Origin of the sequence: Pelomonas sp. V22 (assembly GCF_030014915.1) — a bacterium.
GTDB lineage: Bacteria > Pseudomonadota > Gammaproteobacteria > Burkholderiales > Burkholderiaceae_C > JAUASW01.
This window is the reverse complement of sequence record NZ_JAGIXS010000001.1, coordinates 1,007,764-1,031,094: the sequence shown is the minus strand read 5'-3', so window position 1 is coordinate 1,031,094 and position 23,331 is coordinate 1,007,764. Positions and strand designations below refer to the sequence as shown.

22 protein-coding genes are annotated in these 23,331 nt (G+C 66.6%); 18 read left to right on the top strand and 4 right to left on the bottom strand.

The window, feature by feature from the left end:
• Nucleotides 1-60: 60 nt before the first annotated feature.
• Entirely contained in the window at nt 61-2,334 is a 2,274-nt protein-coding gene (gene rnr / locus J7U46_RS04655) for a ribonuclease R (protein ID WP_282824976.1), read from the top strand.
• Nucleotides 2,335-2,349: 15 nt separating this feature from the next.
• Here the strand turns inward: rnr and J7U46_RS04650 are convergent, their stop codons facing one another.
• From J7U46_RS04650 to J7U46_RS04640, 3 genes are read right to left on the bottom strand one after another with little or no spacing between them, the layout of a single operon-like run.
• Nucleotides 2,350-3,834, bottom strand: coding sequence for an NAD(P)H-hydrate dehydratase (locus tag J7U46_RS04650; RefSeq protein ID WP_282823660.1), 1,485 nt, complete (start codon nt 3,832-3,834; stop codon nt 2,350-2,352).
• 12 nt (nt 3,835-3,846) lie between these two features.
• A complete protein-coding gene (locus J7U46_RS04645; RefSeq protein ID WP_282823659.1) occupies nt 3,847-5,151 on the bottom strand; it encodes an FAD-dependent oxidoreductase in 1,305 nt (434 codons plus the stop codon).
• Nucleotides 5,151-6,509 carry an amidase gene (locus J7U46_RS04640; protein ID WP_282823658.1) on the bottom strand — a complete coding sequence of 453 codons (1,359 nt, stop codon included), beginning with the start codon at nt 6,507-6,509 and terminating at the stop codon, nt 5,151-5,153. The genes J7U46_RS04645 and J7U46_RS04640 overlap by 1 nt, the downstream gene beginning before the upstream one ends.
• A 166-nt stretch (nt 6,510-6,675) precedes the next feature.
• On the opposite strand from J7U46_RS04640, the gene rpsB reads away from it, so the two are divergent.
• The 17 genes from rpsB (at nt 6,676) to J7U46_RS04555 (ending at nt 22,389) form a co-directional block, all read left to right on the top strand.
• Entirely contained in the window at nt 6,676-7,422 is a 747-nt protein-coding gene (gene rpsB, locus J7U46_RS04635) for a 30S ribosomal protein S2 (protein WP_282823657.1), read from the top strand.
• A gap of 98 nt (nt 7,423-7,520) precedes the next feature.
• The gene (gene tsf, locus J7U46_RS04630) at nt 7,521-8,417 is read left to right on the top strand and encodes a translation elongation factor Ts (protein ID WP_282823656.1); all 897 of its coding nucleotides are present in this window, start codon (nt 7,521-7,523) and stop codon (nt 8,415-8,417) included.
• A 107-nt stretch (nt 8,418-8,524) separates the two neighbouring features.
• Nucleotides 8,525-9,235 carry a UMP kinase gene (gene pyrH, locus J7U46_RS04625; protein ID WP_282823655.1) on the top strand — a complete coding sequence of 237 codons (711 nt, stop codon included), beginning with the start codon at nt 8,525-8,527 and terminating at the stop codon, nt 9,233-9,235.
• Nucleotides 9,236-9,281: 46 nt separating this feature from the next.
• The gene (gene frr / locus J7U46_RS04620) at nt 9,282-9,842 is read left to right on the top strand and encodes a ribosome recycling factor (protein WP_282823654.1); all 561 of its coding nucleotides are present in this window, start codon (nt 9,282-9,284) and stop codon (nt 9,840-9,842) included.
• A gap of 5 nt (nt 9,843-9,847) precedes the next feature.
• Nucleotides 9,848-10,579, top strand: a complete 732-nt coding sequence (gene uppS / locus J7U46_RS04615; protein ID WP_282823653.1) for a polyprenyl diphosphate synthase — start codon at nt 9,848-9,850, stop codon at nt 10,577-10,579.
• 3 nt (nt 10,580-10,582) lie between these two features.
• Nucleotides 10,583-11,419 (top strand): phosphatidate cytidylyltransferase, encoded by an 837-nt coding sequence (locus J7U46_RS04610; protein ID WP_282823652.1) that lies wholly within the window; start codon nt 10,583-10,585, stop codon nt 11,417-11,419.
• Nucleotides 11,416-12,618, top strand: a complete 1,203-nt coding sequence (gene ispC, locus J7U46_RS04605) for a 1-deoxy-D-xylulose-5-phosphate reductoisomerase (RefSeq protein WP_282823651.1) — start codon at nt 11,416-11,418, stop codon at nt 12,616-12,618. Before J7U46_RS04610 ends, ispC begins: the two co-directional genes overlap by 4 nt.
• Nucleotides 12,618-13,985, top strand: coding sequence for an RIP metalloprotease RseP (rseP, locus tag J7U46_RS04600; RefSeq protein ID WP_282824973.1), 1,368 nt, complete (start codon nt 12,618-12,620; stop codon nt 13,983-13,985). Before ispC ends, rseP begins: the two co-directional genes overlap by 1 nt.
• Before the next feature lie 63 nt (nt 13,986-14,048).
• Nucleotides 14,049-16,352, top strand: coding sequence for an outer membrane protein assembly factor BamA (gene bamA / locus J7U46_RS04595; RefSeq protein ID WP_282824971.1), 2,304 nt, complete (start codon nt 14,049-14,051; stop codon nt 16,350-16,352).
• On the top strand, nt 16,352-16,861 hold the full coding sequence (locus tag J7U46_RS04590) for an OmpH family outer membrane protein (RefSeq protein WP_282823650.1): 510 nt from the start codon (nt 16,352-16,354) through the stop codon (nt 16,859-16,861). The genes bamA and J7U46_RS04590 overlap by 1 nt, the downstream gene beginning before the upstream one ends.
• Nucleotides 16,862-17,899: a UDP-3-O-(3-hydroxymyristoyl)glucosamine N-acyltransferase gene (gene lpxD, locus J7U46_RS04585; RefSeq protein ID WP_282823649.1), complete on the top strand. Its 1,038-nt coding sequence runs from the start codon at nt 16,862-16,864 to the stop codon at nt 17,897-17,899. It abuts the gene before it with no gap.
• 8 nt (nt 17,900-17,907) lie between these two features.
• Nucleotides 17,908-18,351, top strand: coding sequence for a 3-hydroxyacyl-ACP dehydratase FabZ (fabZ, locus tag J7U46_RS04580; protein ID WP_282824970.1), 444 nt, complete (start codon nt 17,908-17,910; stop codon nt 18,349-18,351).
• A gap of 4 nt (nt 18,352-18,355) precedes the next feature.
• The gene (gene lpxA, locus J7U46_RS04575) at nt 18,356-19,138 is read left to right on the top strand and encodes an acyl-ACP--UDP-N-acetylglucosamine O-acyltransferase (RefSeq protein WP_282823648.1); all 783 of its coding nucleotides are present in this window, start codon (nt 18,356-18,358) and stop codon (nt 19,136-19,138) included.
• A 3-nt stretch (nt 19,139-19,141) separates the two neighbouring features.
• On the top strand, nt 19,142-20,293 hold the full coding sequence (gene lpxB / locus J7U46_RS04570) for a lipid-A-disaccharide synthase (RefSeq protein WP_282823647.1): 1,152 nt from the start codon (nt 19,142-19,144) through the stop codon (nt 20,291-20,293).
• Entirely contained in the window at nt 20,262-20,885 is a 624-nt protein-coding gene (gene rnhB / locus J7U46_RS04565) for a ribonuclease HII (protein ID WP_282823646.1), read from the top strand. Before lpxB ends, rnhB begins: the two co-directional genes overlap by 32 nt.
• Nucleotides 20,882-21,664, top strand: coding sequence for an RNA methyltransferase (locus tag J7U46_RS04560; RefSeq protein WP_282823645.1), 783 nt, complete (start codon nt 20,882-20,884; stop codon nt 21,662-21,664). Before rnhB ends, J7U46_RS04560 begins: the two co-directional genes overlap by 4 nt.
• A gap of 89 nt (nt 21,665-21,753) precedes the next feature.
• Nucleotides 21,754-22,389, top strand: coding sequence for a thiol:disulfide interchange protein DsbA/DsbL (locus tag J7U46_RS04555; protein ID WP_282823644.1), 636 nt, complete (start codon nt 21,754-21,756; stop codon nt 22,387-22,389).
• Nucleotides 22,390-22,419: 30 nt separating this feature from the next.
• Here the strand turns inward: J7U46_RS04555 and J7U46_RS04550 are convergent, their stop codons facing one another.
• Complete coding sequence (locus tag J7U46_RS04550) at nt 22,420-23,241, bottom strand: pyruvate, water dikinase regulatory protein (RefSeq protein WP_282823643.1); 822 nt, start codon at nt 23,239-23,241, stop codon at nt 22,420-22,422.
• Nucleotides 23,242-23,331 lie beyond the last annotated feature (90 nt).

The following is a 23,331-nucleotide window of genomic DNA, read 5'->3' as shown; positions in this document are numbered from 1 at the left end:
AAAAATTTTAAGAACGCAAGCGCCTCGAGCCTGAGCACTGCCGGGACCGGCGGCGCGCTGCTGAGCGAGGTCGAGGGCAAGCTGCAGGGCCACCGTGATGGCCATGGCTTTCTGATCCCCGACGATGGCCAGCCCGACGTCTACCTCTCCTCGCAGGAGATGCATGCCGTCATGCACGGCGACCGCCTGCGCGTGCGCATCACGCGCTACGACAAGCGTGGCCGGCCCGAGGGCAAGGTGCTCGAGATCCTCGACCGCAAGAAGAAGCCCATCATCGGGCGCCTGCTGCTGGAGTCGGGTGTCTGGCTTGTGGCGCCCGAAGACAAGCGCTTCGGCCAGGACATCCTGATCCCCAAGAACGCCATCGCCAATGCGGCGGCGGGCCAGATCGTCTCGGTCGAACTGACCGAGCCGCCCTCGCTGTATTCGCAGCCCGTCGGTCGTGTGACCGAGGTGCTGGGCGAGATCGACGATCCCGGCATGGAGATCGAGATCGCGGTGCGCAAGTACGAGGTGCCGCATGCCTTCAGCGCCGAGACGCAGGCCCAGGCCGCCAAGCTGCCCGAGCGGGTGCGCACTGCCGACCTCAAGCACCGCGTTGACCTGCGCGACGTGGCCCTGGTGACGATTGACGGCGAAGACGCCCGCGACTTCGACGATGCGGTTTATTGCGAGCCGCACAAGCAGGGGCGGGGCAAGACGGCCTTCACCGGCTGGCGCCTGATCGTCGCGATTGCCGACGTGAGCCACTACGTGAAGCCCGGCGAGCCGCTCGACGAAGACGCGTATGAGCGCGCCACCTCGGTCTATTTCCCGCGTCGTGTCATTCCGATGCTGCCGGAGAAGCTGTCCAACGGCCTGTGCTCGCTGAATCCGCACGAAGACCGGCTCTCCATGGTCTGCGACATGCTGATCAATGCCGAGGGCCAGACCCACGCCTACCAGTTCTACCCGGCGGTGATCAACTCGCACGCGCGACTCACTTACACCGAGGTGGCCGCCGTGCTGGGCAACACCCACGGGCCCGAGGCGGCGCGCCGCAAAGACCTGGTGCCGCACCTGCTGCATCTGCACGAGGTCTATCGTGCGCTGCTCGGCGAGCGGGCGAAGCGCGGTGCCGTGGACTTCGAAACCACCGAGACCCAGATCGTCTGCGACGACAACGGCAAGATCGAGAAAATCGTGCCGCGCGTCCGCAACGAGGCGCACAAGCTGATCGAGGAGGCCATGCTGGCCGCCAATGTCTGCGCGGCCGACTTCATTGCCGGCTGCAAGCATGCCTCGCTGTTCCGTGTCCACGAGGGCCCCACGCCCGAGAAGCGCACGGCCTTGCAGGCCTACCTGCGCGCGCTGGGCATCGGCCTTGGCATCAGCGACGACCCGAAGCCGGGCGAGTACCAGGCCATCGCTGCGGCCACCAAGGACCGGCCGGACGCCACACAGATCCATTCAATGCTTCTGCGCTCGATGCAGCAGGCCATTTACACCGGCGCCAATTCCGGCCACTTCGGGCTGGCCTATCCGGCGTATACACACTTCACCAGCCCGATCCGCCGCTATCCGGACCTGCTGGTGCACCGTGTGATCAAGGCCCTGCTGGCCAACAAGCGTTACCAGCTGGATGCCGGCAAGATGAACGTGCCCGAGCCGGCCAAGCGCCCGGGCCGGCCCAAGCCGATCAACCCGGCCACGGCCTCGACCGAGGCCGAGCGCTGGGAGGTTGTGGGCGCGCATTGCAGCGCGAACGAGCGCCGTGCCGACGAGGCCTCACGCGATGTCGAGGCCTGGCTCAAGTGCCGCTACATGCGCGAACACCTGGGCGAGGAGTTCAGCGGCACCGTCAGCGCGGTCACGAGCTTCGGCCTGTTTGTGCAGCTCGACCAGCTCTATGTCGAGGGCCTGATCCACATCACCGAACTGGGTGGCGAGTACTACCGCTTCGACGAGGTGCGCCAGGAGCTGCGTGGCGAGCGCACCGGCATCCGCTTCGCCACCGGCGCGCGGGTGCAGGTGCAGGTCAGCCGGGTTGACCTGGACGGCCGCAAGATCGATTTCCGCCTGGTTCGCGATGGGGAAGACCTGCCGCGATCCAGTGCGAAGCCGCCGCGCGACAAGAGCCAGCATAAGCCCAAGGAGACGCCAGCCACGGCAGTCGAGGCCCTGGAGGAGGTGCGCCGCGCCGACCGGGCGGCCAAGACGGCGCGCAAGACCAAGCCGGTCAAGCCGGCACGGGCGCCCAAGGTCGTGGCCGAGGCGCCGCCGGCGCATCCGGTCAAGGCCGCGCGCAGCAAGGCGAAGGCCAGCGCCGAGGCGCGCACCCGCAAGCGCCGTTGATGCGGCATCCGCGCCTCAGCGGCGCGGATGCAGGCTGTGCATGCGTTCGATCAGGTCGCTGGCCCGCAAGGGGCCGGCCGCTTGCGAATCTGCGGCGGCGCCATGCCAGTACACGGCACGGCAGGCCAAGGCATGCAGGTCGGCGCCCGAGGGTGCCTGCGCCCACAGGCCCCCCAGCCAGCCGGCGAGCACATCGCCGCTGCCTGGCGTCGCCAGCGCCGCATTGCCGCTCGAGTTGATCGAGGGCAGGGCGCCCGGGCTTGCCACCAGGCTGCCCGAGCCTTTCAGCACCACGCCGCAGCGGTAGCGCTTGAGCAGCGCTTCAATGGCCGCCATCCGGTTCGCCTGGATCTCGGCACTGCTGCAGCCGAGCAGGCGCGCGGCTTCCAGCGGGTGTGGCGTCAGCCAGGTCGATTGGCGGCGGGCGCTGCGCTCACTCAGCGCGTTCTGCAACGGGCTGTCGGCAGCGATGACGTTCAGTGCGTCGGCATCCAGCACGAGGCGTTCGGCCTGACTCAGCAGACTGGGCAGCAGCGGGGCGATGGCCGTGCTGGCACCGCAGCCCGCAACGACAACCTGGTTTCGCCAGGAGGCTACATCGGTGAGCTGGGCCTGTGTCCTTTGCATCAGCTCAGGTCGCTGCGGATCAGCGCCGCCGTCGGCTTCGCCCAGCAGGCAGAGGTAGACGCGCCCGGCGCCACTGGCGAGCGACGCGCGTGCCGCCAGACGGGCGGCGCCCTGCATACCTGGAGCGCCGCCAATCACCAGCACATCGCCGCGGCTGCCCTTGTGGGCGGCATGCCCGCCGGCCGGCGCAGCGGCCATCACATCGGCGCCCGTCAGCCGGCTGCAGCCATCGGCCGGCGCCGCAATGCCGAGATCGTCGAACCAGATCCGGCCTGCCGCCTCGCGGCCTTGGCCGGTGAAGAGGCCGGGCTTCAGCGTGAGCAGGCTCAAGGTGTCATGAGCTCGAACCCAGGCGGTGCTGGGCGTGTGGCCGGTCTCGCTGGACAGGCCGCTCGGCAGGTCGACCGCGAGCACCGGCGAAGTCTGGGCATTGATGCGTTCGATGGCGGTGGCGATCTCGCCCTCGGGAGCGCGGCTCAGGCCGAGGCCCAGCAGGGCGTCGATCAGCAGCTCGCTGCCGCCTTCATCACGCCATCCTGCTTCGATGGGCACGCCGGCCTCCCGGGCCTGGATCAGAGCGCGGGCAGCATCGGGCGGTGTGGCCTTGCCGGCGCTTATCAAGCTGACCCGGGGCTGGCGGCCCGCTGCGTGCAGCAGCTGCGCCGCCACCAGTCCATCGCCTCCGTTGTTGCCTGGGCCGCACACGACGTGGATCTGCCGCGCATGCGGCTGCAACGCGAGCGCGAGCTTGGCCAGGGCCAGGCCGGCGCGTTCCATCAGCGGCGGTTGATGCTCACCGGCCTCCAGCGCCCGGCATTGCGCGTCGCTATGCAGCAGCAGTGAAAGGGGCGCCGGCAGGACCTGGGTCAGCATGGCACCAGCTTGTCAGCCCAGCCTGGAAATGTCCATGCCGGCCCCATCGATGGCGGGTGCGCGGCCAGCGAGCTGGTCGGCCAGCAGGCGGGCCGCTCCATTGGCGAGGGCCCAGCCGTCATCGGCATACGCGGTGTTCAGCCAGATGCCGGCCAGGCCGCTCGCGCCGAGCAGGGGCAGGCCATCGGCCACGCGGCTGCGAGCGCCGCGCCAGCGCTGGATGCCGCTGTGCTGCGCCGCGCCGGGGAACCAGTCGTGCAGCACCTTGTGCAGCGTGCCGACGGCGCGCGCGCTCAGCTGCGTGGCATGGCCGCCGATCTCGGTGACGCCGGTCACACGCACGCGCTGGCCGATGCGGCTCAGTGCCACGTGGTACTGCGCGTCGACCAGGCCCGAGCGCGGGCCGAGGTCCGGGTGGGCTTCGATCTGCCGCAGCGGCGCAGTGATCGAGTAGCCCTGCCAGGTCTGCAGCGGCAGCTTGAGGCCCAGCGGCTTCAACAGTGCGGCCGTGTCGCCAGCGGCGCAGATCAGGATGGCGTCGAAGCGTTCCAGCTGCGGCTCCATGGTCTCGGGCCGGGTGTCGCCACCGGTCTCCGATTCGGCGCTGAGCGTCTGCGCTTCTTCGGGCGGTGTGTAGGCATGCAGCAGCTGCGGCTGAGCGCCGGCTTCGATGTGTTGCACCGTGGTGTGGAAGCGGAAGCGCGCACCGAGTCGGCGGGCCTCGCTGCGCATCAGATGGGCGAACTGGCGGCAATTGCCGATCTCATCCTGCGGCAGGTGGATGCCGCCTTGCAGCGGCGTGTCGGGGCTGAGGCCCGGTTCCAGGGCCAGGCATTCGGCCGCGTCGAGCTGCTTGTGCGGCAGGCCCAGTTCGCTGAGCAGCGCGAGGCCGGGCTGCACGGCGGCCAGCTCGCGGCCGCTGCGCAGCAGCATCAGGAGGCCCTCGCTGCGTTCGTAGTCGAGCTGCAGCGCATGGCGCAGTTCGGCCTGGCGTGCCTGGCTGTAGCTGAGCAAGGGTTGCAGGCGCCGGGCGGCCTCGGGGTTGAAGCGGGCGGCACGCCACAGCGCGGGGGAGAGCAGTTTGGCCGTGCTCAGCTGAAGGGAGCTGTGCTTGCGTCGTGGCTGCAGCAGGGCGCGACGACCCAATGCGCTCCACGCCGTCAGATAGGCGGGGGCCAGCAGGCCGCCATGGGCGAAGCTCGATTCGGCGGCCACGCTGCCACGGCGCTCGAAGACGGTCACCTCATGGCCATCGGCCGCGAGCTCGAACGCGCTGCAGACGCCGGCAATGCCGGCGCCGATCACGGCGACCCGCATCACTGCACTCCTGCGGCCAGGGCCGCCTCGGCTTGCAGCGCGATCGAGAGCAGACGGTCGTCCTGACCGGCTGTGCACCACAGCATCAGGCCGACAGGCAACTCGCCCGGCTGTTGGCAGGGCAGGCTGATCGCGCAGCCGTCCAGCATGTTCACGACGGCTGGATTGCGCAGCAGCAGGGCATTGGCCGTCATGTAGGCATCGAGGCTGGCTTCGAGCGGTGCGAGTTCGGGGGCAACCACGGGAACGGTGGGGCTCAGCACAGCGTCGAAGCCGGCCAGATCCGCCTGCATGCCTGCGATCCATTCGCGGCGCGCGGCCTGCAGGTCGATGTAGTCGGCCGCGCTGGTGGCTGCGCCGCGTTGGATGCGTGTGGACACGCGAGGGTCGTACATGGAAGTCTGTTCTTGCATTCTTTTTCGGTGCCAGGCCCAGGCCTCGGCGGCCACCAGGCCACCCTGGGCCTGCAGTGCGGCGAGGCCCTGGAGACGGGGCAGGGGGATTTCCTCGATTTGAGCACCTTGCCGGCGCAGCCACTGCAGGCTGCGCTCGAAAGCGTGCGTCACCGTGGCATCCATGCCATCGAGCAACAGCGGCGCGGTGACCACCGCCAGGCGCCAGCCGCGCAAGGGGCGCGGATCGATGGCGACGCGGCGGGCGGCTAGGATTTCGTGGATCAGCACCGCATCGCGCACGCTGCGGGTGATGGCGCAGGCGGTATCGAGCGAGGTGGAGAGCGGGATGCAGCCCTCGCGTGGCGTGAGGGCCGCGGTGTTCTTGAAGCCGACCAGGCCTTGCAGTGCGGCCGGGATGCGGATCGAGCCACCGGTGTCGGAGCCGAGGGCTGCCCAGGCTGCGCCGGTGGCCACCGTCACGGCGGCCCCGGAACTGGAGCCGCCGGGGATGCGCTGCTTGCCGTCCAGCGCCAGCGTGACCGGGTTCAATGGTGTGCCGTGGTGCGCATTGATGCCGAGGCCGGAGAAGGCGAACTCGGTCATGTTGGTGTGGCCTATCAGCGCAGCGCCTGCGGCACGCAGGCGTGCTACAGCCGGGCTGTCTGCGGCAGCGGGCGCGGCGTCCGTCAGCGAGGCCGAGGCCGCTGTGGTGTGCCGGCCGGCCACGTCGAACAAGTCCTTGATGCTGACTGCCAGCCCGGCCAGCGGTGGCGGCGGCAGGCCGGCTGCCTGCTGTTCATCGAGGTGGCGGGCGGTCAGGCGGGCGGTGTCGAAGAAGTCGCGCACCAGCGCGTGCCGGCAGGCCGGGCTGCGGGCCGCCGCGATGCTGCCCTCCAGCGCTGCAGAGGCGCTGAGGGCGCCAGCTTGGCGCTGCCGCAGGGCGGTCATCAGGTCGTCGGGCATTGGTCTGCTATACTCTTTGGGTTTTGCCGCATGCCCTGCGCGTTTTGCCTGGGCTGCGTGAGCAAGACAAATCGCAAACCGGCCACTGAAAGGTGTCGGCGTCGCCCCAAATGTATCGGGGCCGCCGATTCGGGCCGGATTTTAGATCCAACCTTCGGAGTTACCCATGTCCGTCACGATGCGCGAAATGCTGGAAGCTGGTGTCCACTTTGGTCACCAAACCCGCTTCTGGAACCCCAAGATGGCCCCGTTCATTTACGGCCATCGCAACAAGATTCACATCATCAACCTCGAAAAGACTCTGCCGAAGTTCGAGGAAGCGATGAAGTTTGTGCGCAATCTGGCGTCCAAGCGCGGCAACATCCTGATGATCGGCACCAAGCGTCAAGCCCGTGAAGTCATCGCCCTGGAAGCCCAGCGTTGCGGCATGCCCTACGTTGATTCGCGTTGGCTCGGCGGCATGATGACCAACTTCAAGACGGTCAAGGGTTCGCTGAAGAACCTGAAGGACATGCAAGCCCAGGTCGAAGCCGGCACGCAGCCCGCCATCAAGAAGGAAGCCCTGATGTTCCAGCGTGGCATTGCCAAGCTGGAAAAGAACATCGGCGGCATCCAGGACATGGCCGCCCTGCCGGACGCCATCTTCGTGATCGACGTCGGTTACCACAAGATTGCCGTGGCCGAAGCCAAGAAGCTGGGCATCCCGGTGATCGGCGTGGTTGACACCAACCACTCGCCCATCGGAATCGACTACATCATCCCGGGCAACGACGACTCGGCCAAGGCCGTGGCTCTGTACGCCCGCGCTGTCGCTGACGCCGTGCTCGAAGGCCGTGCCAACGCCGGCAACGACGTGGTGCAAGCCGCCGCTCCGGCTGGCGATGAATTCGTGGAAGTGAACGAAGGCAACTAAGCCCTCGCCACACCCAGACGAAGGGGCTGCTTACAGCCCCTTTTTTCCAAGTTGATTTTTTGTTCGGGCGCTTATCGCCCGGGTGATGGAGACTGAAGATGGCTGCAATTACCGCAAGCATGGTGGGTGAGCTGCGCGCTCGCACCGACGCTCCGATGATGGAGTGCAAGAAGGCCCTGACCGAAGCCGACGGCGATCTGGGTCGTGCCGAAGAAATCCTGCGCGTCAAGCTGGGCAACAAGGCCGGCAAGGCCGCCTCGCGCGTGACCGCTGAAGGCGTGGTCGCCACGGCCGTCGTCGACGGCGTCGGCGCCATGGTCGAAGTGAACTGCGAAACCGACTTCGTGTCGAAGAATGATGCCTTCCTGGCCTTCGTGAGCGCCGTTGCCGGCCTGATCGCCACCAGCGCCCCGGCCGATGTGGCCGCCCTGTCGGCCTTGCCGCTGTCGCAAGAAGGCTTCGGCCCGACGGTGGAAGACGTGCGCAAGGGCCTGATCGGCAAGATCGGCGAGAACATGACGATCCGCCGCTTCCAGCGCTACGCCGCCGGCAACAAGCTGGCCACCTACCTGCACGGCACCCGCATCGGCGTGGTCGTCGAGTTCGACGGTGACGACGTGGCTGCCAAGGACGTTGCCATGCACGTCGCCGCCATGAAGCCGGCCGCCCTGTCGTCGGCCGAGGTGTCGGCCGAGCTGGTCGAGAAGGAACGCAAGATCGCCACCGAGAAGGCTGCCGAATCCGGCAAGCCGGCCGACATCGTCGCCAAGATGGTCGAAGGCTCGGTGCAGAAGTTCCTGAAGGAAGTCTCGCTGCTGGACCAGGTCTTCGTGAAGGCCGCTGACGGCAAGCAGACCGTCGCCGCGATGCTGAAGGAGAAGGCCACCAACGTGAAGGGCTTCACCCTGTACGTGGTGGGCGAGGGCATCGAGAAGAAGGTGGACGACTTCGCCGCCGAGGTGGCCGCCCAGGTGGCTGCCGCCAAGGGGCAGTAAGCCTCCTGATACAAAGGGCGCCTCTGGCGCCCTTTACACTTGTGCCTGCGCTGCTGCCATGGGGCTACAGCGTGGTGCCTCACCCCAACGCAGACTCCGAGGTCACAATGCCCGCGTACAAACGCATCCTGCTCAAACTCTCCGGCGAAGCCCTGATGGGCGACGACGCCTACGGCATCAATCGCGCCACCATCGTGCGCATGGTCCAGGAGGTCCGTGAGATCACGCAGATGGGGGTCGAGGTGGCCGTCGTCATCGGTGGCGGCAACATCTTCCGCGGCGTCGCCGGCGGTTCGGTCGGCATGGACCGTGCCACCGCCGACTACATGGGCATGCTGGCTACCGTCATGAATTCGCTGGCCCTGGCCGACACCATGCGCCAGGAAGGTATCACCGCCCGTGTGATGTCCGCCATCGGCATCGAGCAGGTCGTCGAGCCCTATGTGCGCCCCAAGGCGCTTCAGTACCTGGAAGAGGGCAAGGTCGTTGTCTTCGCCGCCGGTACCGGCAACCCTTTCTTCACTACGGACACCGCCGCCGCCCTGCGTGGTGCCGAGGTGGGTGCCGAGATCGTGCTGAAGGCCACCAAGGTCGATGGCGTCTACAGCGCCGACCCCAAGAAAGACCCCGAAGCCACGCGCTACACGCGCATCAGCTTCGATGAAGCCATCAGCAAGAACCTGCAGGTGCTGGACGCCACCGCCTTTGCGCTGTGCCGCGACCAGAAACTGCCGATCAAGGTGTTCTCGATCTTCAAGCAGGGCGCGCTTAAGCGCGTCGTGATGGGCGAGGACGAGGGCACCCTGGTCCACGTCTGATCACAGACGCGAAATAAAGCAGCAAGACCCACGTTCGAGAATCATCATGAGCATTGCCGACATCAAGAAGAACGCCGAGGCCAAGATGGCCAAGTCCGTCGAAGCCCTCAAGAATGAACTGCACAAGATCCGCACCGGCCGCGCCCACCCGGGTCTGCTCGACCAGGTCAGCGTGGACTACTACGGCTCGATGGTGCCTATCTCTCAGGTGGCCAACGTGACCCTGCTCGATGCCCGCACCATCAGCGTCCAGCCCTGGGAAAAGGGCATGGCCGCCAAGATCGAGAAGGCGATCCGCGAGTCGGACCTCGGCCTGAACCCGGCCTCGCAAGGCGAGCTGATCCGCGTGCCGATGCCGCCGCTGACCGAAGAGCGCCGCCGCGACCTGACCAAGGTGGTGCGCAATGCCGGTGAAGACGCCAAGGTGGCCGTGCGCAACCTGCGCCGCGATGCCAATGAGCAAGCCAAGAAGCTGCTCAAGGACAAGGAAATCGGCGAGGACGACGAGCGCCGCAGCCTCGATGAAGTGCAGAAGCTGACCGACCGCGTCATCTCCGAGATCGACAAGCTGATCTCCGGCAAGGAAGCCGAGATCCTGGCCGTCTGAGTCCCGTGAGCGAGAACTTGAGCAAGGCGGTGCCCCGCCATGTCGCCATCGTCATGGATGGCAATGGCCGCTGGGCCAAGAAGCGCTTTCTGCCGCGCTTCTTCGGCCACAAGCAAGGGGTCGATGCCCTGGTCAATGTGATCCAGGCCTGCATCGACCGAGACATCGAGTACCTCACCGTCTTTGCCTTCTCCAGCGAGAACTGGAAGCGCTCGACCGACGAGGTCTCGGGCCTGATGGGCCTGGTGCTGGCGGCGGTGTCGCGCTACCTGGCGCGCATAGGTGCGATGGGTGTGCGCATCCGCATCGTCGGCGACCGCGACGCGGTGTCCGAGAAGCTGCGCAACGCCTGGAACGAGGCCGAGAGCCGCACCAACGACAACAAGAAGCTGACGCTGTCGGTGGCCTTCAACTACGGTGGCCGCTGGGACATCGTGCAGGCCTGCAAGGCCGCGATGCAGGCCGGCGTGCCGCCCGAGCAGCTGACCGAGGCCAAGCTGTCGGAGTTCACCGCGATGAGCTACGCGCCCGATCCGGATCTTTTCATCCGTACCGGCGGCGAGGTGCGCATCAGCAACTTCCTGCTCTGGCAGGTGGCCTATACCGAGTTCGTGTTCTCCGACTGCCTCTGGCCCGAATTCGGTGCAGCCCAATTGGATGCCGCGATCGAAGCCTTCCGCGAGCGGGACCGCCGCTTTGGCGGCGTCAAGGAAGCGCCGGCCCTGACGGGCGCCTGAACGATGCTGCGCACCCGCATCATCACGGCCATCGTCCTGCTGGCTATTCTCCTGCCGGCCCTGTTCGCCGCCTCGCCTTGGCCCTTTGCCATCCTGACCCTGGTGATGATCGGCGCTGGTGGCTGGGAATGGGCCAGGCTCAACGGCCTGTCTCAGGCACCCGCCCTCAGCTTTGGCGCTGCCATTGCCGCCGCCTGCGGAACCACCTTGCTGGCCCTGGGCCTCAGCGCGCCGCCGGCCTGGTGCTGGTGGCTGGCCGGTGGCCTGTGGGTGCTCGGCGGTGCCTATGCCTTGCGCAGTGGCGTGAAGGGCTGGCCGCTGATTCCTCAGCTGCTGCGCATGGTGCTCGGCGCCGTGGCCTTGTGGGCCGCCTGGCTGGCCATCGCGCAGGCCAAGGCCGTCGGTATCAACTTCCTGCTATCGATCTTCTGCCTGGTCTGGATGGCCGACATCGCCGCCTACTTCGGTGGCCGCACCATGGGCCGGCGCAAGCTGGCGCCGGCGATCAGCCCGGGCAAGAGCTGGGAAGGTGTCTGGACTGGCATGGCCGGCGTGCTCCTGCTGTCGGTGTTCTGGACGGCCGTGATCGAGCAGCAGTTCAAGGTCGATTCGCCCAGCCTGTTCCAGATCCTGCAGCGCCAAGTCTGGCCGGTGTCCACGCTGGCCCTGCTTTTCCTCTCCAGCATGAGTGTCGTTGGCGATCTGTTTGAATCGCTGATCAAGCGTGCCGTCGGCGCCAAGGACAGCAGCCAGCTGCTGCCCGGCCATGGCGGTGTGCTGGACCGTGTCGATGCCTTGTTGCCTGTCTTCCCGCTGGCCCTCGCGCTCAGCAGCCTATGAATCTGAATTCAAGTCGCCGCCAGCGCGTCTGCGTGCTGGGCTCCACCGGCTCCATTGGTACCAACACGCTGGATGTGCTGGGCCGTCATCCCGAGCGCTACGAGGTGTTCGCACTCAGCGCGATGAGCCGGGTCGAGGAATTGGCGGCTCAATGTCAGCAATGGCAGCCGCGCTTCGCGGTGATGCCTGACGCAGCGCTGGCTCGCCGCCTGCGCGAGCAGCTGCGCGAGCGGGGCAGTCACACCCAGGTGCTCGATGGTGCCCAGGCCCTGGCCGAGATTTCTGCCCACCCCGATGTGGACGTGGTGATGGCCGCCATCGTCGGCGCGGCGGGTCTGGCGCCTGCCCTGGCCGCCGCGCGTGCCGGCAAGCGGCTGATGCTCGCCAACAAGGAAGCCATCGTGCTCGGCGGCGCGCTGTTCATGCACGCAGTCGAGGAGGGCGGCGCCACGCTGCTGCCGGTGGACAGCGAGCATTCGGCGATCTTTCAATGCCTGCCCGAGGATCGCAAGACCTGGCACCAGCGCGTGGACCACATCGTGCTGACGGCCTCTGGCGGCCCGTTCCGCCAGCGTGATCCGGCCACCCTGCGCGACGTGACGCCTGACCAGGCCTGTGCTCATCCGAACTGGGTGATGGGCCGCAAGATCTCGGTCGACTCGGCCACGATGATGAACAAGGCGCTCGAGGTGATCGAGGCGCGCTGGCTGTTCGACCTGCAGCCCGATCAGGTCAAGGTGCTGATCCATCCGCAGAGCATCATCCACTCGATGGTGGTGTGCCGCGACATGTCGGTGCTGGCCCAGCTCGGTACGCCGGACATGCGCGTGCCGATTGCCTACGCGCTGTCTTTCCCCGAACGCATCGAATCCGGCGCCAATCGCCTGGACCTGCTCGCCTGTGCCTCGCTGAGCTTCGAGGAGGCCGACGAGCGTCGCTTCCCCGGGCTGCATCTTTCCTGGCAGGCGCTGCGCGGTGCCGAAGGCTCGACGGCGGTGCTCAACGCCGCGAATGAAGAAGCCGTGGCCGCCTTCCTGGCGGGAAGCTTGCGCTTCGACCAGATCCACATGGTCAACAAACTGTCGCTTGAACAGCTTCAGCCCGAGGCTGGCGAGTGCGCCAGCGTCGAGGGCCTGCTGGCTCTCGATACCCGAGCCCGCCGCCACGCGCAGACCTTGATGAAGGCCATTTCAGCGTGATGCAGCTGCTGGGTTTCCTGTTGACCGTGGGCATCCTGGTGCCGGTGCACGAGTACGGCCATTACATCGTTGCTCGCGCCTGTGGCGTCAAGGTACTGCGCTTCTCGGTGGGTTTCGGCCGCGTGCTGTGGCGGCGCCAGCCCCATCCCGATGGCACCGAGTTCACGCTCAGCCTGCTGCCGCTCGGCGGCTATGTGCGGATGCTGGACGAGAGCGAAGGTCCTGTCTCCGAGGCCCAGCGCTCGCAGGCCTTCAACAACAAGCCGCTGCGCCAGCGTGCCGCCATCGTGGCAGCGGGTCCGCTGATCAACCTGCTGCTGGCCGTGCTGCTGTTTGCGGCCGTGAGCGTGCTGGGCGTCGAGGAGCCCAAGTCGGTGCTGGGCTCGCCGAGCGCGGGCAGCCTGGCCGAGCGTGCGGGCCTGCGCGCCGGCGACTGGGTGCAGGCGGTGTCGACCGACGGCCAGAACTGGACCGAGCTGCAATCGCTGTCCGAGCTGCGCTGGCATCTGATGCGTGCGGTGTCGCAGGGCGAGCCGCTGGCAATGAGCGTCAGCGATCGAGCCGGCCATGGCCGCCGCACGGTGAGGCTGGAAGCGGGCCAGGTGCCCAAGGGCGAGCTCGATGCGCAATTGCTGCAGCGCATTGGCCTGGGTGGCGCGTTCCGCGAGCCCTTGATTGGCAAGGTCAAGGCCGGCGGTGCCGCTTCCGTGGCCGGCCTGCTGGAAGGCGACCGCGTGCTGGACATTGATGGTCGCGCCGTCACCGACGCCCAGCAGTTGTTCGACAGCATCCGTGCCGGTGTCCGGGATGGCCAGGGACTGGCCATGCAATGGCGGGTCGAGCGCTCCGGCCAGGTGCTTTCGATGCACATCACGCCGCAGCCGGTGGCCGATGGTGGTGGCAAGCCCTTCGGTCGCATCGAGGCCTATGTGGGTGGCCCGGCCGAATTGGTCACCGTCAGCAAGCCGGTGTGGGCGGCGCTGGTCGGGGGCGTCGAGCGCACCTGGGATGTTTCGACGATGACGCTGAGGGTGCTCGGCCGGATGCTGATCGGCGAAGCCTCGCTGAAGAACCTCAGCGGCCCGCTGACGATTGCCGACTACGCGGGCCAGGCCCTGTCCATGGGCCTTGCTTATTTCCTGACCGTACTTGCTCTCGTCAGTGTGAGCCTCGGGGTGCTGAACCTGCTGCCGCTGCCAATGCTCGATGGGGGACACCTGATGTATTATCTTTTTGAGGGTCTGAGCGGTCGCCCCGTCTCGGAGTGGTGGCACAGGCAGCTGCAGCGCGTAGGCGCGTTCGTCCTGCTGCTGATGATGGCGCTTGCCCTGTCCAACGATATGGCCCACAAGCTGGGTCTGTACTGAATCTCCGTTCGCATGTCCCTGATGAAAAGCCACCGCGCGCGTATGCGTCCGTCAGTCCTGACCATGGCGCTCGCCGCCGCTCTGCACACCGGTGCAGCCTGGGCAGTCGATCCCTTCGTCCTCAAGGACATCCGCGTCGAGGGCGCTCAGCGCACTGACCCCGGCACCGTCTTCGCCTCGCTGCCTTTCCGCATCGGCGACACCTACAACGATGAAAAGGGTGCGGCCGCGCTGCGCGCCCTGTTCGCCACCGGCCTGTTCAAGGACGTGCGCATCAACATCGACGGCACGACGGCCGTCGTGGTGATTGAGGAGCGTCCCATCATCGCCAACGTCAGCTTCGTTGGCCTGAAGGAGTTCGACACCGAGGCCTTGTCCAAGTCTCTGAAGGACGTGGGCATTGGCGAAGGCAAGGCCTTCGACAAGGCCCTCGCCGACCGCGCCGAGCAGGAGCTGAAGCGCCAGTACCTGACCCGCAGCCTCTACGGCGCCCAGGTCACGACCACGATCACGCCGCTGGAGCGCAACCGCGTCAACGTGGCCTTCACGGTGACCGAAGGCGAGCCCGCCAAGATCGGTGAGATCCGCGTTCTCGGGAGCAAGGTGTTCTCGGAGAGCGAGTTGCTCGGCCTGCTGGAGCAGACCACCACCGGCTGGCTGACCTGGTACACCAAGACCGACCGCTATTCGCGCGCCAAGCTCGATGCCGATCTGGAAAAGATCCGTTCCCACTACCTGAACCGTGGCTATCTGGACTTTGCCGTTGTCTCCACGCAGGTGACGATTTCTCCGGACAAGCAGAGCATCAACGTGGCGATCACGGTGCGCGAGGGCGAGCCCTTCATCGTTACCGACGTCAAGCTCGAGGGCGAGTTCCTGGGCCGTGAAGAGGAGTTCAAGCGCCTGGTGGCCCTGCGCCCTGGCGAGCCTTATCGGGTGGACGCGGTGAACGCGACCACGCGCAACTTCACCGATCTTTACGGCACCTACGGCTATGCCTTCGCGCGGGCCGAGAGCCGCCAGGACATCGACCGCGCCACCGGCCGCGTGACGGTGACCTTCGTGGCTGATCCGCAGCGCCGCGTCTACGTGCGCAAGATGCTGGTCTCCGGCAACTCGCGCACCCGTGACGAAGTCATCCGCCGCGAGTTCCGCCAGTTCGAATCGGCCTGGTACGACGGCGGCCGCATCAAGGCCTCGCGAGACCGCGTCGAGCGCCTCGGCTACTTCAAGGACGTCAACTTCGAAACCAACGAAGTGCCTGGTGCGCAAGACCAGGTCGACGTGGTGATGACGGTGACCGAGCGGCCGACCGGCAACATCATGGTCGGTGCGGGCTACTCCAGCCAGCAGGGCATGTCGCTCAGTGGTTCTATCCGCCAGGACAATGTCTTCGGTTCGGGCAACTACCTCGGCGTTGAAGTCAACACAGCCCGCACCGGCCGCGCCCTGACCTTCAGCACGGTGGATCCGTACTACACGGTGGACGGCATCTCGCGCGCCTTCGACGTGTTCTACCGCACGACCAAGCCGCTCAACACGCTGGGCGAGTTCTATCAGCTGGTCACGCACGGCGGCAACATCCGCTTCGGCGTGCCTTTCTCCGAGCAGGACACGGTGTTCTTCGGCGCAGGCTACGAAGAAACCAAGATCACCACCTCGGCGGGCTTGCCCAACAGCTACTTCCTGTTCCGTCACCAGTTCGGCCAGAAGAGCAATGCTTTCCCGCTCACTGTGGGTTGGCAGCGTGACAACCGTGACAGCGTGCTCTCGCCAATGGCGGGCAAGTACCAGCGCGCCAACTTTGAGTTGAGCCCGGTTGGCGATTCGCGCTTCGTGCGCGCCAACCTGCAGTACCAGCAGTTCTTCCAGGTCTATGGCCCGAAGTTCACGCTGATGGTCAATGCCGAGCTGGGCTACGGCAGTGGCCTGGGCAGCCACGAGTATCCGATCTTCAAGAACTTCTACGCCGGTGGCCTGGGTTCGGTGCGGGTGTTCGAGGCCGGCTCGCTGGGCCCGGTCGACGTGACCGGCTCCTACTCGGGTGGCAATCGCCGACTCAACGTCAACGCCGAGATGTACCTGCCCGTTCCGGGCAGTGGCAATGACAAGACCTTCCGCCTGTTCGGTTTCATGGATGCCGGCGGCGTCTGGGCCGAGTACACCAAGCTCCGCTGGGACCGTAACAGCAAGGGGCGTGATGGCAATCTGTTTGACGGTCCGGATATGCTCCGTGCCTCGGCGGGTATCGGTTTGAGCTGGATGTCGCCGATGGGCCCGCTGCGCCTCAGCTACGGCGTGCCGGTGCGCAAGTACGGCAAAGATAGAATCGAGAAATTCCAATTCCAGATCGGGACTGCATTCTGATGAAGAGCAAGCTGCTAACTGCGATGGCCATTGCTGCCATCACCTCGCTGCCGGTGCTGTCGGCCCAGGCCCAAGAGCTGAAGATCGGCTACATCAATAGCGAGCGCATCACCCGTGAGAGCGCCCCCGCCAAGGCGGCCGGGGCTCGACTCGAGGCGGAATTCAGCAAGCGCCAGACGGAGCTCCGCGGCCTTGAAACGCGCCTGCGTCAGGCTGAGGAAAAGTTGGACAAGGAAGCGCCCAGCCTGCCCGAAACCGAGCGCGTGCGCCGTCAGCGCGAGCTCTCGGAGCAAGGTCTGCAGTTGCAGCGCAAGGTGCGTGAGCTCCAGGAAGACCTGCAGCGCCGCCAGAACGAGGAAATGGGTGCACTGCTCGAGCGTGCCAACCGCGTGATCAAGCAGATCTTCGACTCCGAGAAGTACGACCTGATCGTGCAAGACGCCATCCACGCGAGCCCCCGCGTCGACATCACCAAGAAGGTGATCGACGCCATCAACGCGCAGAAGTGATTGGCTGCCGTCGCCACCACCACACTGGCTGATGTGATCGCCGCCCTGGGCGGCGATCTTCTTGGCGACGCCACCACCGAGATCGATGCACTGCAGCCCCTGGCCGAGGCGAGGGAGCGTTCGCTGGCCTTCCTGGCCAACTCGCGCTACCAGTCGCAGCTGACCGAGAGCCGTGCCGCCTGCGTGATCGTGGCGCCGGCTCTGGCTGATGCGGCCGCCGCCCGTGGTGCGGCCATCGTCACTCCCGACCCCTACCTGTACTTCGCTCGACTGACCCAGTGGTGGGCGGCGCGCATGCGGCCCTTGCCTGCGCCGCGGATTCATCCGAGTGCTGTGGTCGATCCGACGGCCAGCATTGGCGCCGACGTGGACATCGGCCCGCTGGCTGTGATCGAGGCTGGCGTGGAGATAGGCGATGGAGCCCGCATCGGCCCGCATTGCGTGGTCGAACGCGATGCCCGAATAGGCGCTGGCACGCGGCTGGCGGCTCGCGTCACGGTCGGCTTCGACTGCGTGATCGGCGAGCGCTGCATCGTGCACGGCGGCGCGGTGATCGGCGCAGACGGTTTTGGCTTCGCGCCGAGCCAGGGCCAGTGGATCAAGATCGAACAGCTCGGTGCGGTGCGGATCGCCAACGACGTGGAGATTGGCGCCAACACCTGCATCGACCGTGGCGCCCTCGGCGACACGGTGATCGAGGAGGGCGTCAAGCTGGACAACCTGATCCAGATCGCCCACAACGTGCAGATCGGTGCGCACACAGCCATGGCCGGCTGCGTGGGCGTGGCGGGCAGTGCCGTGATCGGCAAGCATTGCACGGTCGGCGGTGCGGCCATCATCCTTGGCCACCTGAGCCTCGCCGACGGCGTGCATGTGTCGGCCGGTACGGCGATCACAAGATCGATACGCCAGCCCGGTGTCTACAGCGGCATGTTCCCCTTCGACGACAATGCCAGCTGGGAGAAGAACGCGGCCACGCTGCGCCAACTCCACGCCCTGCGCGAGCGAGTTCGCGCGCTGGAGAAGAATTCAAAATGAACGAGACGATGTTGGACATCCACCAGATCCTGAAGAAGCTGCCCCACCGTTACCCGATCCTGCTGGTGGATCGCGTGCTGACGATTGAAAAGGGCAAGTCCATCCGTGCGCTGAAGAACGTCAGCATCAACGAGCCGCATTTCCTCGGCCACTTCCCGCATCGCCCGGTGATGCCTGGTGTGCTGATGATCGAAGCGCTGGCCCAGGCCGCCACCTTGCTGGCTCTGATCAGCACCGACCAGGAACTGGACGACAAGTCGGTGGTCTATTTCGCTGGCATCGACAACGCCCGCTTCAAGCGCCCGGTCGAGCCGGGCGATCAGCTCTTCCTCGACGTCACGCTGGACCGCGCCAAGGCCGGCATCTTCAAGTTCTCGGGCCAGGTACTGGTGGGCGAGGAAGTGGCGGTCGAGGCGCAGCTGATCTGCACGATGCGCCGTATCGAGGCCTGAAGCCGTGTCTCTGATCCATCCGACCGCCATCGTCGATCCGGCGGCCGAGCTGGACGGCTCGGTCGAGGTCGGCGCCTATTCGCTGATCGGCCCCCACGTGAAGATCGGTGCCGGCACGGTCGTCGGCCCGCATGTGGTGATCGAAGGCCATACGACCATTGGCCGTGACAACCGCTTCTTCCAGTTCAGCTCGATCGGCGCTGCCAACCAGGACAAGAAGTACGCCGGCGAACCGACGACCCTGGTCATTGGTGACCGCAACACGGTGCGTGAGTTCTGCACCCTCAACGTTGGTACGGTGCAGGACCGCGGCGAGACCCGGGTCGGCGACGACAACTGGATCATGGCCTACGTGCACCTGGCCCATGACGTGGTGCTGGGCAACCAGTGTGTGCTGGCCAATGGCGCGACGCTGGCCGGCCATGTCGTCGTTGGTGACTGGGTCACCATAGGCGGCCTCACCGGCGTGCTGCAGCGCATGCGCATCGGCGACCACGCGATGGTGGGCTTCCAGGCCCATGTGTCGCAGGACGTGCCGCCCTACATGATGGTCGACGGCCATCCGCTGTCTGCGCGCGGCTTGAATCTGGTGGGCTTGCGCCGCCGTGATTTCACGAGCGAGCAACTGGCCGTGGTCAAGCAGATCCACAAGCTGCTCTACCGCAGCAGCCTCACGCTCGAGCAATCCATCGCCGAGATCGGCCAGTTGCGCGGGCAGGGCGGCGACGCTCAGGTGCAGCTGATGCTGGACTTCCTGAGCTCCGCCCAGCGCGGCATCGTCCGCTAAGCCATGAGTCAAGACACTGCGCCTCGGCTTGGCATGGTGGCCGGCGAGGCCTCCGGTGACTTGCTGGCCGGCCTGCTGCTGCAGGGCCTGAAGGCCCGTTGGCCTGGGCTGACTGCCGCTGGTATCGGCGGCCCCAAGATGGCCGCGCAGGGCTTCGAGGCCTGGTGGCCGCATCACAAGCTCTCGATCTTCGGCTATGTCGATGCGCTGCTGAACCTCCGCGAGCTGCTGTCCATCCGCAAGCAACTGGGCACGCGGCTGCTGGCCGAGAAGCCCGCGGCCTTCATCGGCATTGACGCGCCGGACTTCAATTTCGGCCTCGAGCAGCGGTTGCGCGAGGGCGGCATCAAGACCGTGCACTTCGTCTGCCCCTCGATCTGGGCCTGGCGCGCCGAGCGGGTCGAAAAGATCAAGCGCTCGGCCGACCATGTGCTGTGCCTGTTCCCGTTCGAGCCCGAGCTGCTGCACAAGCACGGCATCGGTGCGACCTACGTCGGCCATCCGCTGGCCGATGCGATACCGATGCAGCCGCCGCAAGCGGCCTCGCGAGAACTGCTGAAACTGCCGGCTGATGCCACCGTGGTCGCCTTGCTGCCCGGCAGCCGCCGCAGCGAGGTGCGCTACATCGCCGAACCTCTGTTGAAGGCCGCGCAGCGGATGCAGGCGGCCAAGCCGGGCCTGCAGTTCGTGATGCCGGTGGCGCCGGGCCTGCGCGGCCTGATCGATCCGATGCTGCAGCGGCATGCGAAGTGCCTGAACCTCGCCGTGCTGGACGGCCGCTCGCACGAGGCCCTGGCGGCCTGCGACATCACCCTCGTGGCCAGCGGCACGGCCACGCTGGAGGCGGCGCTGTTCAAGCGGCCCATGGTGATCGCCTACAAGATGCACGCCTTCAACTGGTGGCGCATCAAGGGCCGCAACTACCAGCCCTGGTACGGCCTGCCGAATGTGCTGGCGCGCGAGTTCCTGGTGCCCGAGCTGATCCAGGACCAATGCACGCCAGAGCACCTGGCCCGCGAAGGCCTCGCCTGGCTGGACGATCCGGCGCGCTGCGAGCGCGTGCGCCAGTGCTTCACCGAACAACACGAACTCCTGCGCCGCAACACGGCCCAGGTGGCCGCCGATGCGATCGCGCAAGTCCTTGCCCGAGCCTGAGCAACTGGGCCTGTCCTGGGTCGTGCCCGGCCTGGTGGCCGGCGTCGACGAGGCCGGACGCGGCCCGCTGGCCGGGCCCGTGGTGGCGGCGGCCGTGATCCTCGATCCCGAGCAACCCATCCAGGGCCTTGGCGACTCCAAGGTGCTGAACGAGAAGAAGCGGGAGCGCCTGTTCGACGAGATCCGCGCCAAGTCCCTGTGCTGCTGCATCGCCGAGGCCACGGTCGAGGAGATCGACCGCATCAACATCCTGCAGGCCACGATGCTGGCGATGCGCCGAGCGGTCGAGGGCCTGAGGCTGAAGCCGGTGCAGGTGCTGGTCGATGGCAACCGCCTGCCGGTGCTGAAGATCCCGGCAGAGGCTATCGTCAAGGGCGACGCCAAGGTGCCGGCCATCTCGGCAGCCTCCATCCTGGCCAAGGTGCACCGCGACCGGCTCTGCCTGGCCATGCACGAGGCCCATCCCGAATACGGCTTTGCCACCCACAAGGGCTATCCGACGGCCGAGCACCTGGCGGCGCTGCGCCAGCATGGCGTGAGCGGCTGGCACCGCCGCAGCTTTGCCCCGGTCCGCGAGTTGATCACCCCATGAGCGACAGCAAGATCCAACACATCAGCTCACGCGACAACCCGGTGTTGCAGCGCCTGCGCAAGCTCGCCGCCGACGCCGGGGCCTACCGCAAGATCGGCAGCGTCTGGCTGGAAGGCGATCACCTGGCCCGCGCGGCCTTGCAGCGCGCCCACCCGGTGCTGCTGGCGGTGATCACCGAAGCGGCCTGGAGCGACGCGGCGCTGCGCGCCATTGCCGAGGCCGCGCCGCGCGTGCTGATCGTGCCGGTGGCGCTGTTCAAGACCCTCAGCGGCCTGGAGTCGCCGGCGCAGATCGGCTTCGAGGTGCCGCATGCGGCGAGGCAAGACCTGACCCCGCGTCTCGATTCCGTGGTGCTGGACCGGCTGCAGGATGCCGGCAACGTGGGCACCATCCTGCGCAGTGCGGCGGCCCTCGGCTTTAGCCAGATCCTGGCTATCAAGGGCACGGCCGCGCTGTGGAGCCCCAAGGTGCTGCGTGCCGGCATGGGTGCGCATTTCGGTCTGCGCCTGATCGAAGGCCTGGCGCCCGAAGACCTGCAGGCGCTGCAGGTGCCGCTGATCGCTACCAGCTCTTACGCTGAGGCGCAGCTGCATCAGGTCCAGCTGCCCAGGCCCTGCGCCTGGGTGATGGGCCATGAAGGGCAGGGCGTGCAGGAGAGCCTGATGCAGCGCTGTGCGCTGACGGTGGGGATTCCTCAGCCGGGTGGCGAGGAGTCGCTGAACGTCGGCGCGGCAGCCGCGATCTGCCTGTACGAGTCGGCGCGGCAGCGCCTGGCCTGACGGCGGTGGGCTTAAGCCTGGCCTCATTGAGGCCGGCCCAAAACCATGCAGAATCCGCGCACCGCAATGACCGCCCGAGGGAGCCTTCAATGATCAGCAAGCGCCTTTTTCTCCAGCAAGCGGGTGGCATGGCCGCTGCGGCCCTGAGCCTGCCCTCATGGGCACAAGGTGCGCCCGTGGAGGGCAAGCACTACAAGCGCTTGCAGGTCGCCCAGCCGATCTCGAACGAGAAGGGCGAGGTGCTGGAGTTCTTCTGGTATGGCTGCCCGGCCTGCTTCCGCTTCGATCCGACGCTGAACCAGTGGCTGACGCGCAAGCCGGCCCAGGTGAGCTTCCGCCGCAGCCCGGCCATCATTCATGGCGCGAGCAAGGCCCATCAGCGCCTGTTCTTCACCCTGCAGGCCTTGGGACTCAGCGAGTCGCTGCATGTGCAGGTGTTCGCTGCCGTTCAGGCTGATCAGGAGGGCATGGGTGAGCTCAAGGGCATGCAGGCCGGGCTCAGCAAGCTGGGCGTAGATGCAGCGAAGTTCGCGCAGTTCTACCAGAGCTTCTCGGTGCAGACGCGCTGCTCGCAGGCCGACACCTTGATCCGCAGCTATCTGGGCGATGCCTACACCGTGCCCTCGCTGGCGGTGAACGGCCGCTACATCACCTCGCCCAGCATGGCCGGCGGCGATGCCCAGGCCGTGGCCGTGGTGGACTACCTGCTGACGCTGCCGCGCTGAGTACGGCGGGCCTGGCTGGGCCCGGCCGGATCAGTAGATCAGCCGGTCCGGCCGGATGTCGCGCAGGATGGTGGTGGCGATCTCTTCGATGGATTTGTGCGTGGACGAGAGCCAGGAGATGCCGGCGCGCTTCATCATGGTCTCGGCCTCGTTGACCTCGTAGCGGCAATTCATCAGGTCGGCGTACTTGCTGCCCGGGCGGCGCTCGTTGCGGATCTGGCTGAGCCGGTCCGGGTCAATCGTCAGGCCGAAGCACTTGCGCTGGTGCGGCGCCAGCGAGGCGGGGATCTTGCCGCGCTCGAAGTCCTCGGGGATCAGCGGATAGTTCGCTGCCTTGATGCCATGCTGCATGGCCAGGTAGAGCGAGGTGGGCGTCTTGCCGCAGCGGCTCACGCCCACGAGGATCACATCGGCCGAGGCCAGGTTCTTGGCCGATTGACCATCGTCATGGGCCAGCGAGAAATTGATGGCCTCGATGCGGTCGTGGTACTCCTGGCTTTTGGCCACGTCGGAGAAGCGGCCCACGCGGTGGTTGCTCTTGACCTGGAATTCTTCTTCCAGCGGCTCGATGAAGGTGCCGAACATGTCGAGCACCTTGCCCTTGCAATGCTCGCGGACGATGGCCAACACCTCGCGGTTCACCAGGGTGGCGAAGACGATGGCGCGCTGGCCTTCGGTTTCGCCGGTCTCGTTGATCTCGCGGCAGACCTCGTAGGCCTTCTCGGCCGTGTCCACGAAGGGACGGCGTACATGGCGGGGCTTGCCCGGGAACTGGGCCAGGATGGAGTTGCCGAAGGTTTCGGCGGTGATCCCGGTGCCATCCGAGACGAAATACACGGTGCGGTTGGGCATGCTGTAACCCTCATGGAACTCTTTTCATCATAGTGGCGCTTCCCCGTAGAATCGCCCGACACGCCACCAGCGACGCCTCCGATGTCCCCC

Coding starts and splice junctions, on each gene's coding strand:
- J7U46_RS04650 (WP_282823660.1), bottom strand. CDS start 3,834: ATGCTGACCCAGGTCCTGCCGGCGCCCCTTTCACTGCTGCTGCATAGC.
- J7U46_RS04645 (WP_282823659.1), bottom strand. CDS start 5,151: ATGCGGGTCGCCGTGATCGGCGCCGGCATTGCCGGCGTCTGCAGCGCG.
- J7U46_RS04640 (WP_282823658.1), bottom strand. CDS start 6,509: ATGCCCGACGACCTGATGACCGCCCTGCGGCAGCGCCAAGCTGGCGCC.
- rpsB (WP_282823657.1), top strand. CDS start 6,676: ATGTCCGTCACGATGCGCGAAATGCTGGAAGCTGGTGTCCACTTTGGT.
- tsf (WP_282823656.1), top strand. CDS start 7,521: ATGGCTGCAATTACCGCAAGCATGGTGGGTGAGCTGCGCGCTCGCACC.
- pyrH (WP_282823655.1), top strand. CDS start 8,525: ATGCCCGCGTACAAACGCATCCTGCTCAAACTCTCCGGCGAAGCCCTG.
- frr (WP_282823654.1), top strand. CDS start 9,282: ATGAGCATTGCCGACATCAAGAAGAACGCCGAGGCCAAGATGGCCAAG.
- J7U46_RS04610 (WP_282823652.1), top strand. CDS start 10,583: ATGCTGCGCACCCGCATCATCACGGCCATCGTCCTGCTGGCTATTCTC.
- ispC (WP_282823651.1), top strand. CDS start 11,416: ATGAATCTGAATTCAAGTCGCCGCCAGCGCGTCTGCGTGCTGGGCTCC.
- rseP (WP_282824973.1), top strand. CDS start 12,618: ATGCAGCTGCTGGGTTTCCTGTTGACCGTGGGCATCCTGGTGCCGGTG.
- bamA (WP_282824971.1), top strand. CDS start 14,049: ATGGCGCTCGCCGCCGCTCTGCACACCGGTGCAGCCTGGGCAGTCGAT.
- J7U46_RS04590 (WP_282823650.1), top strand. CDS start 16,352: ATGAAGAGCAAGCTGCTAACTGCGATGGCCATTGCTGCCATCACCTCG.
- fabZ (WP_282824970.1), top strand. CDS start 17,908: ATGTTGGACATCCACCAGATCCTGAAGAAGCTGCCCCACCGTTACCCG.
- lpxB (WP_282823647.1), top strand. CDS start 19,142: ATGAGTCAAGACACTGCGCCTCGGCTTGGCATGGTGGCCGGCGAGGCC.
- rnhB (WP_282823646.1), top strand. CDS start 20,262: ATGCGATCGCGCAAGTCCTTGCCCGAGCCTGAGCAACTGGGCCTGTCC.
- J7U46_RS04560 (WP_282823645.1), top strand. CDS start 20,882: ATGAGCGACAGCAAGATCCAACACATCAGCTCACGCGACAACCCGGTG.
- J7U46_RS04555 (WP_282823644.1), top strand. CDS start 21,754: ATGATCAGCAAGCGCCTTTTTCTCCAGCAAGCGGGTGGCATGGCCGCT.
- J7U46_RS04550 (WP_282823643.1), bottom strand. CDS start 23,241: ATGCCCAACCGCACCGTGTATTTCGTCTCGGATGGCACCGGGATCACC.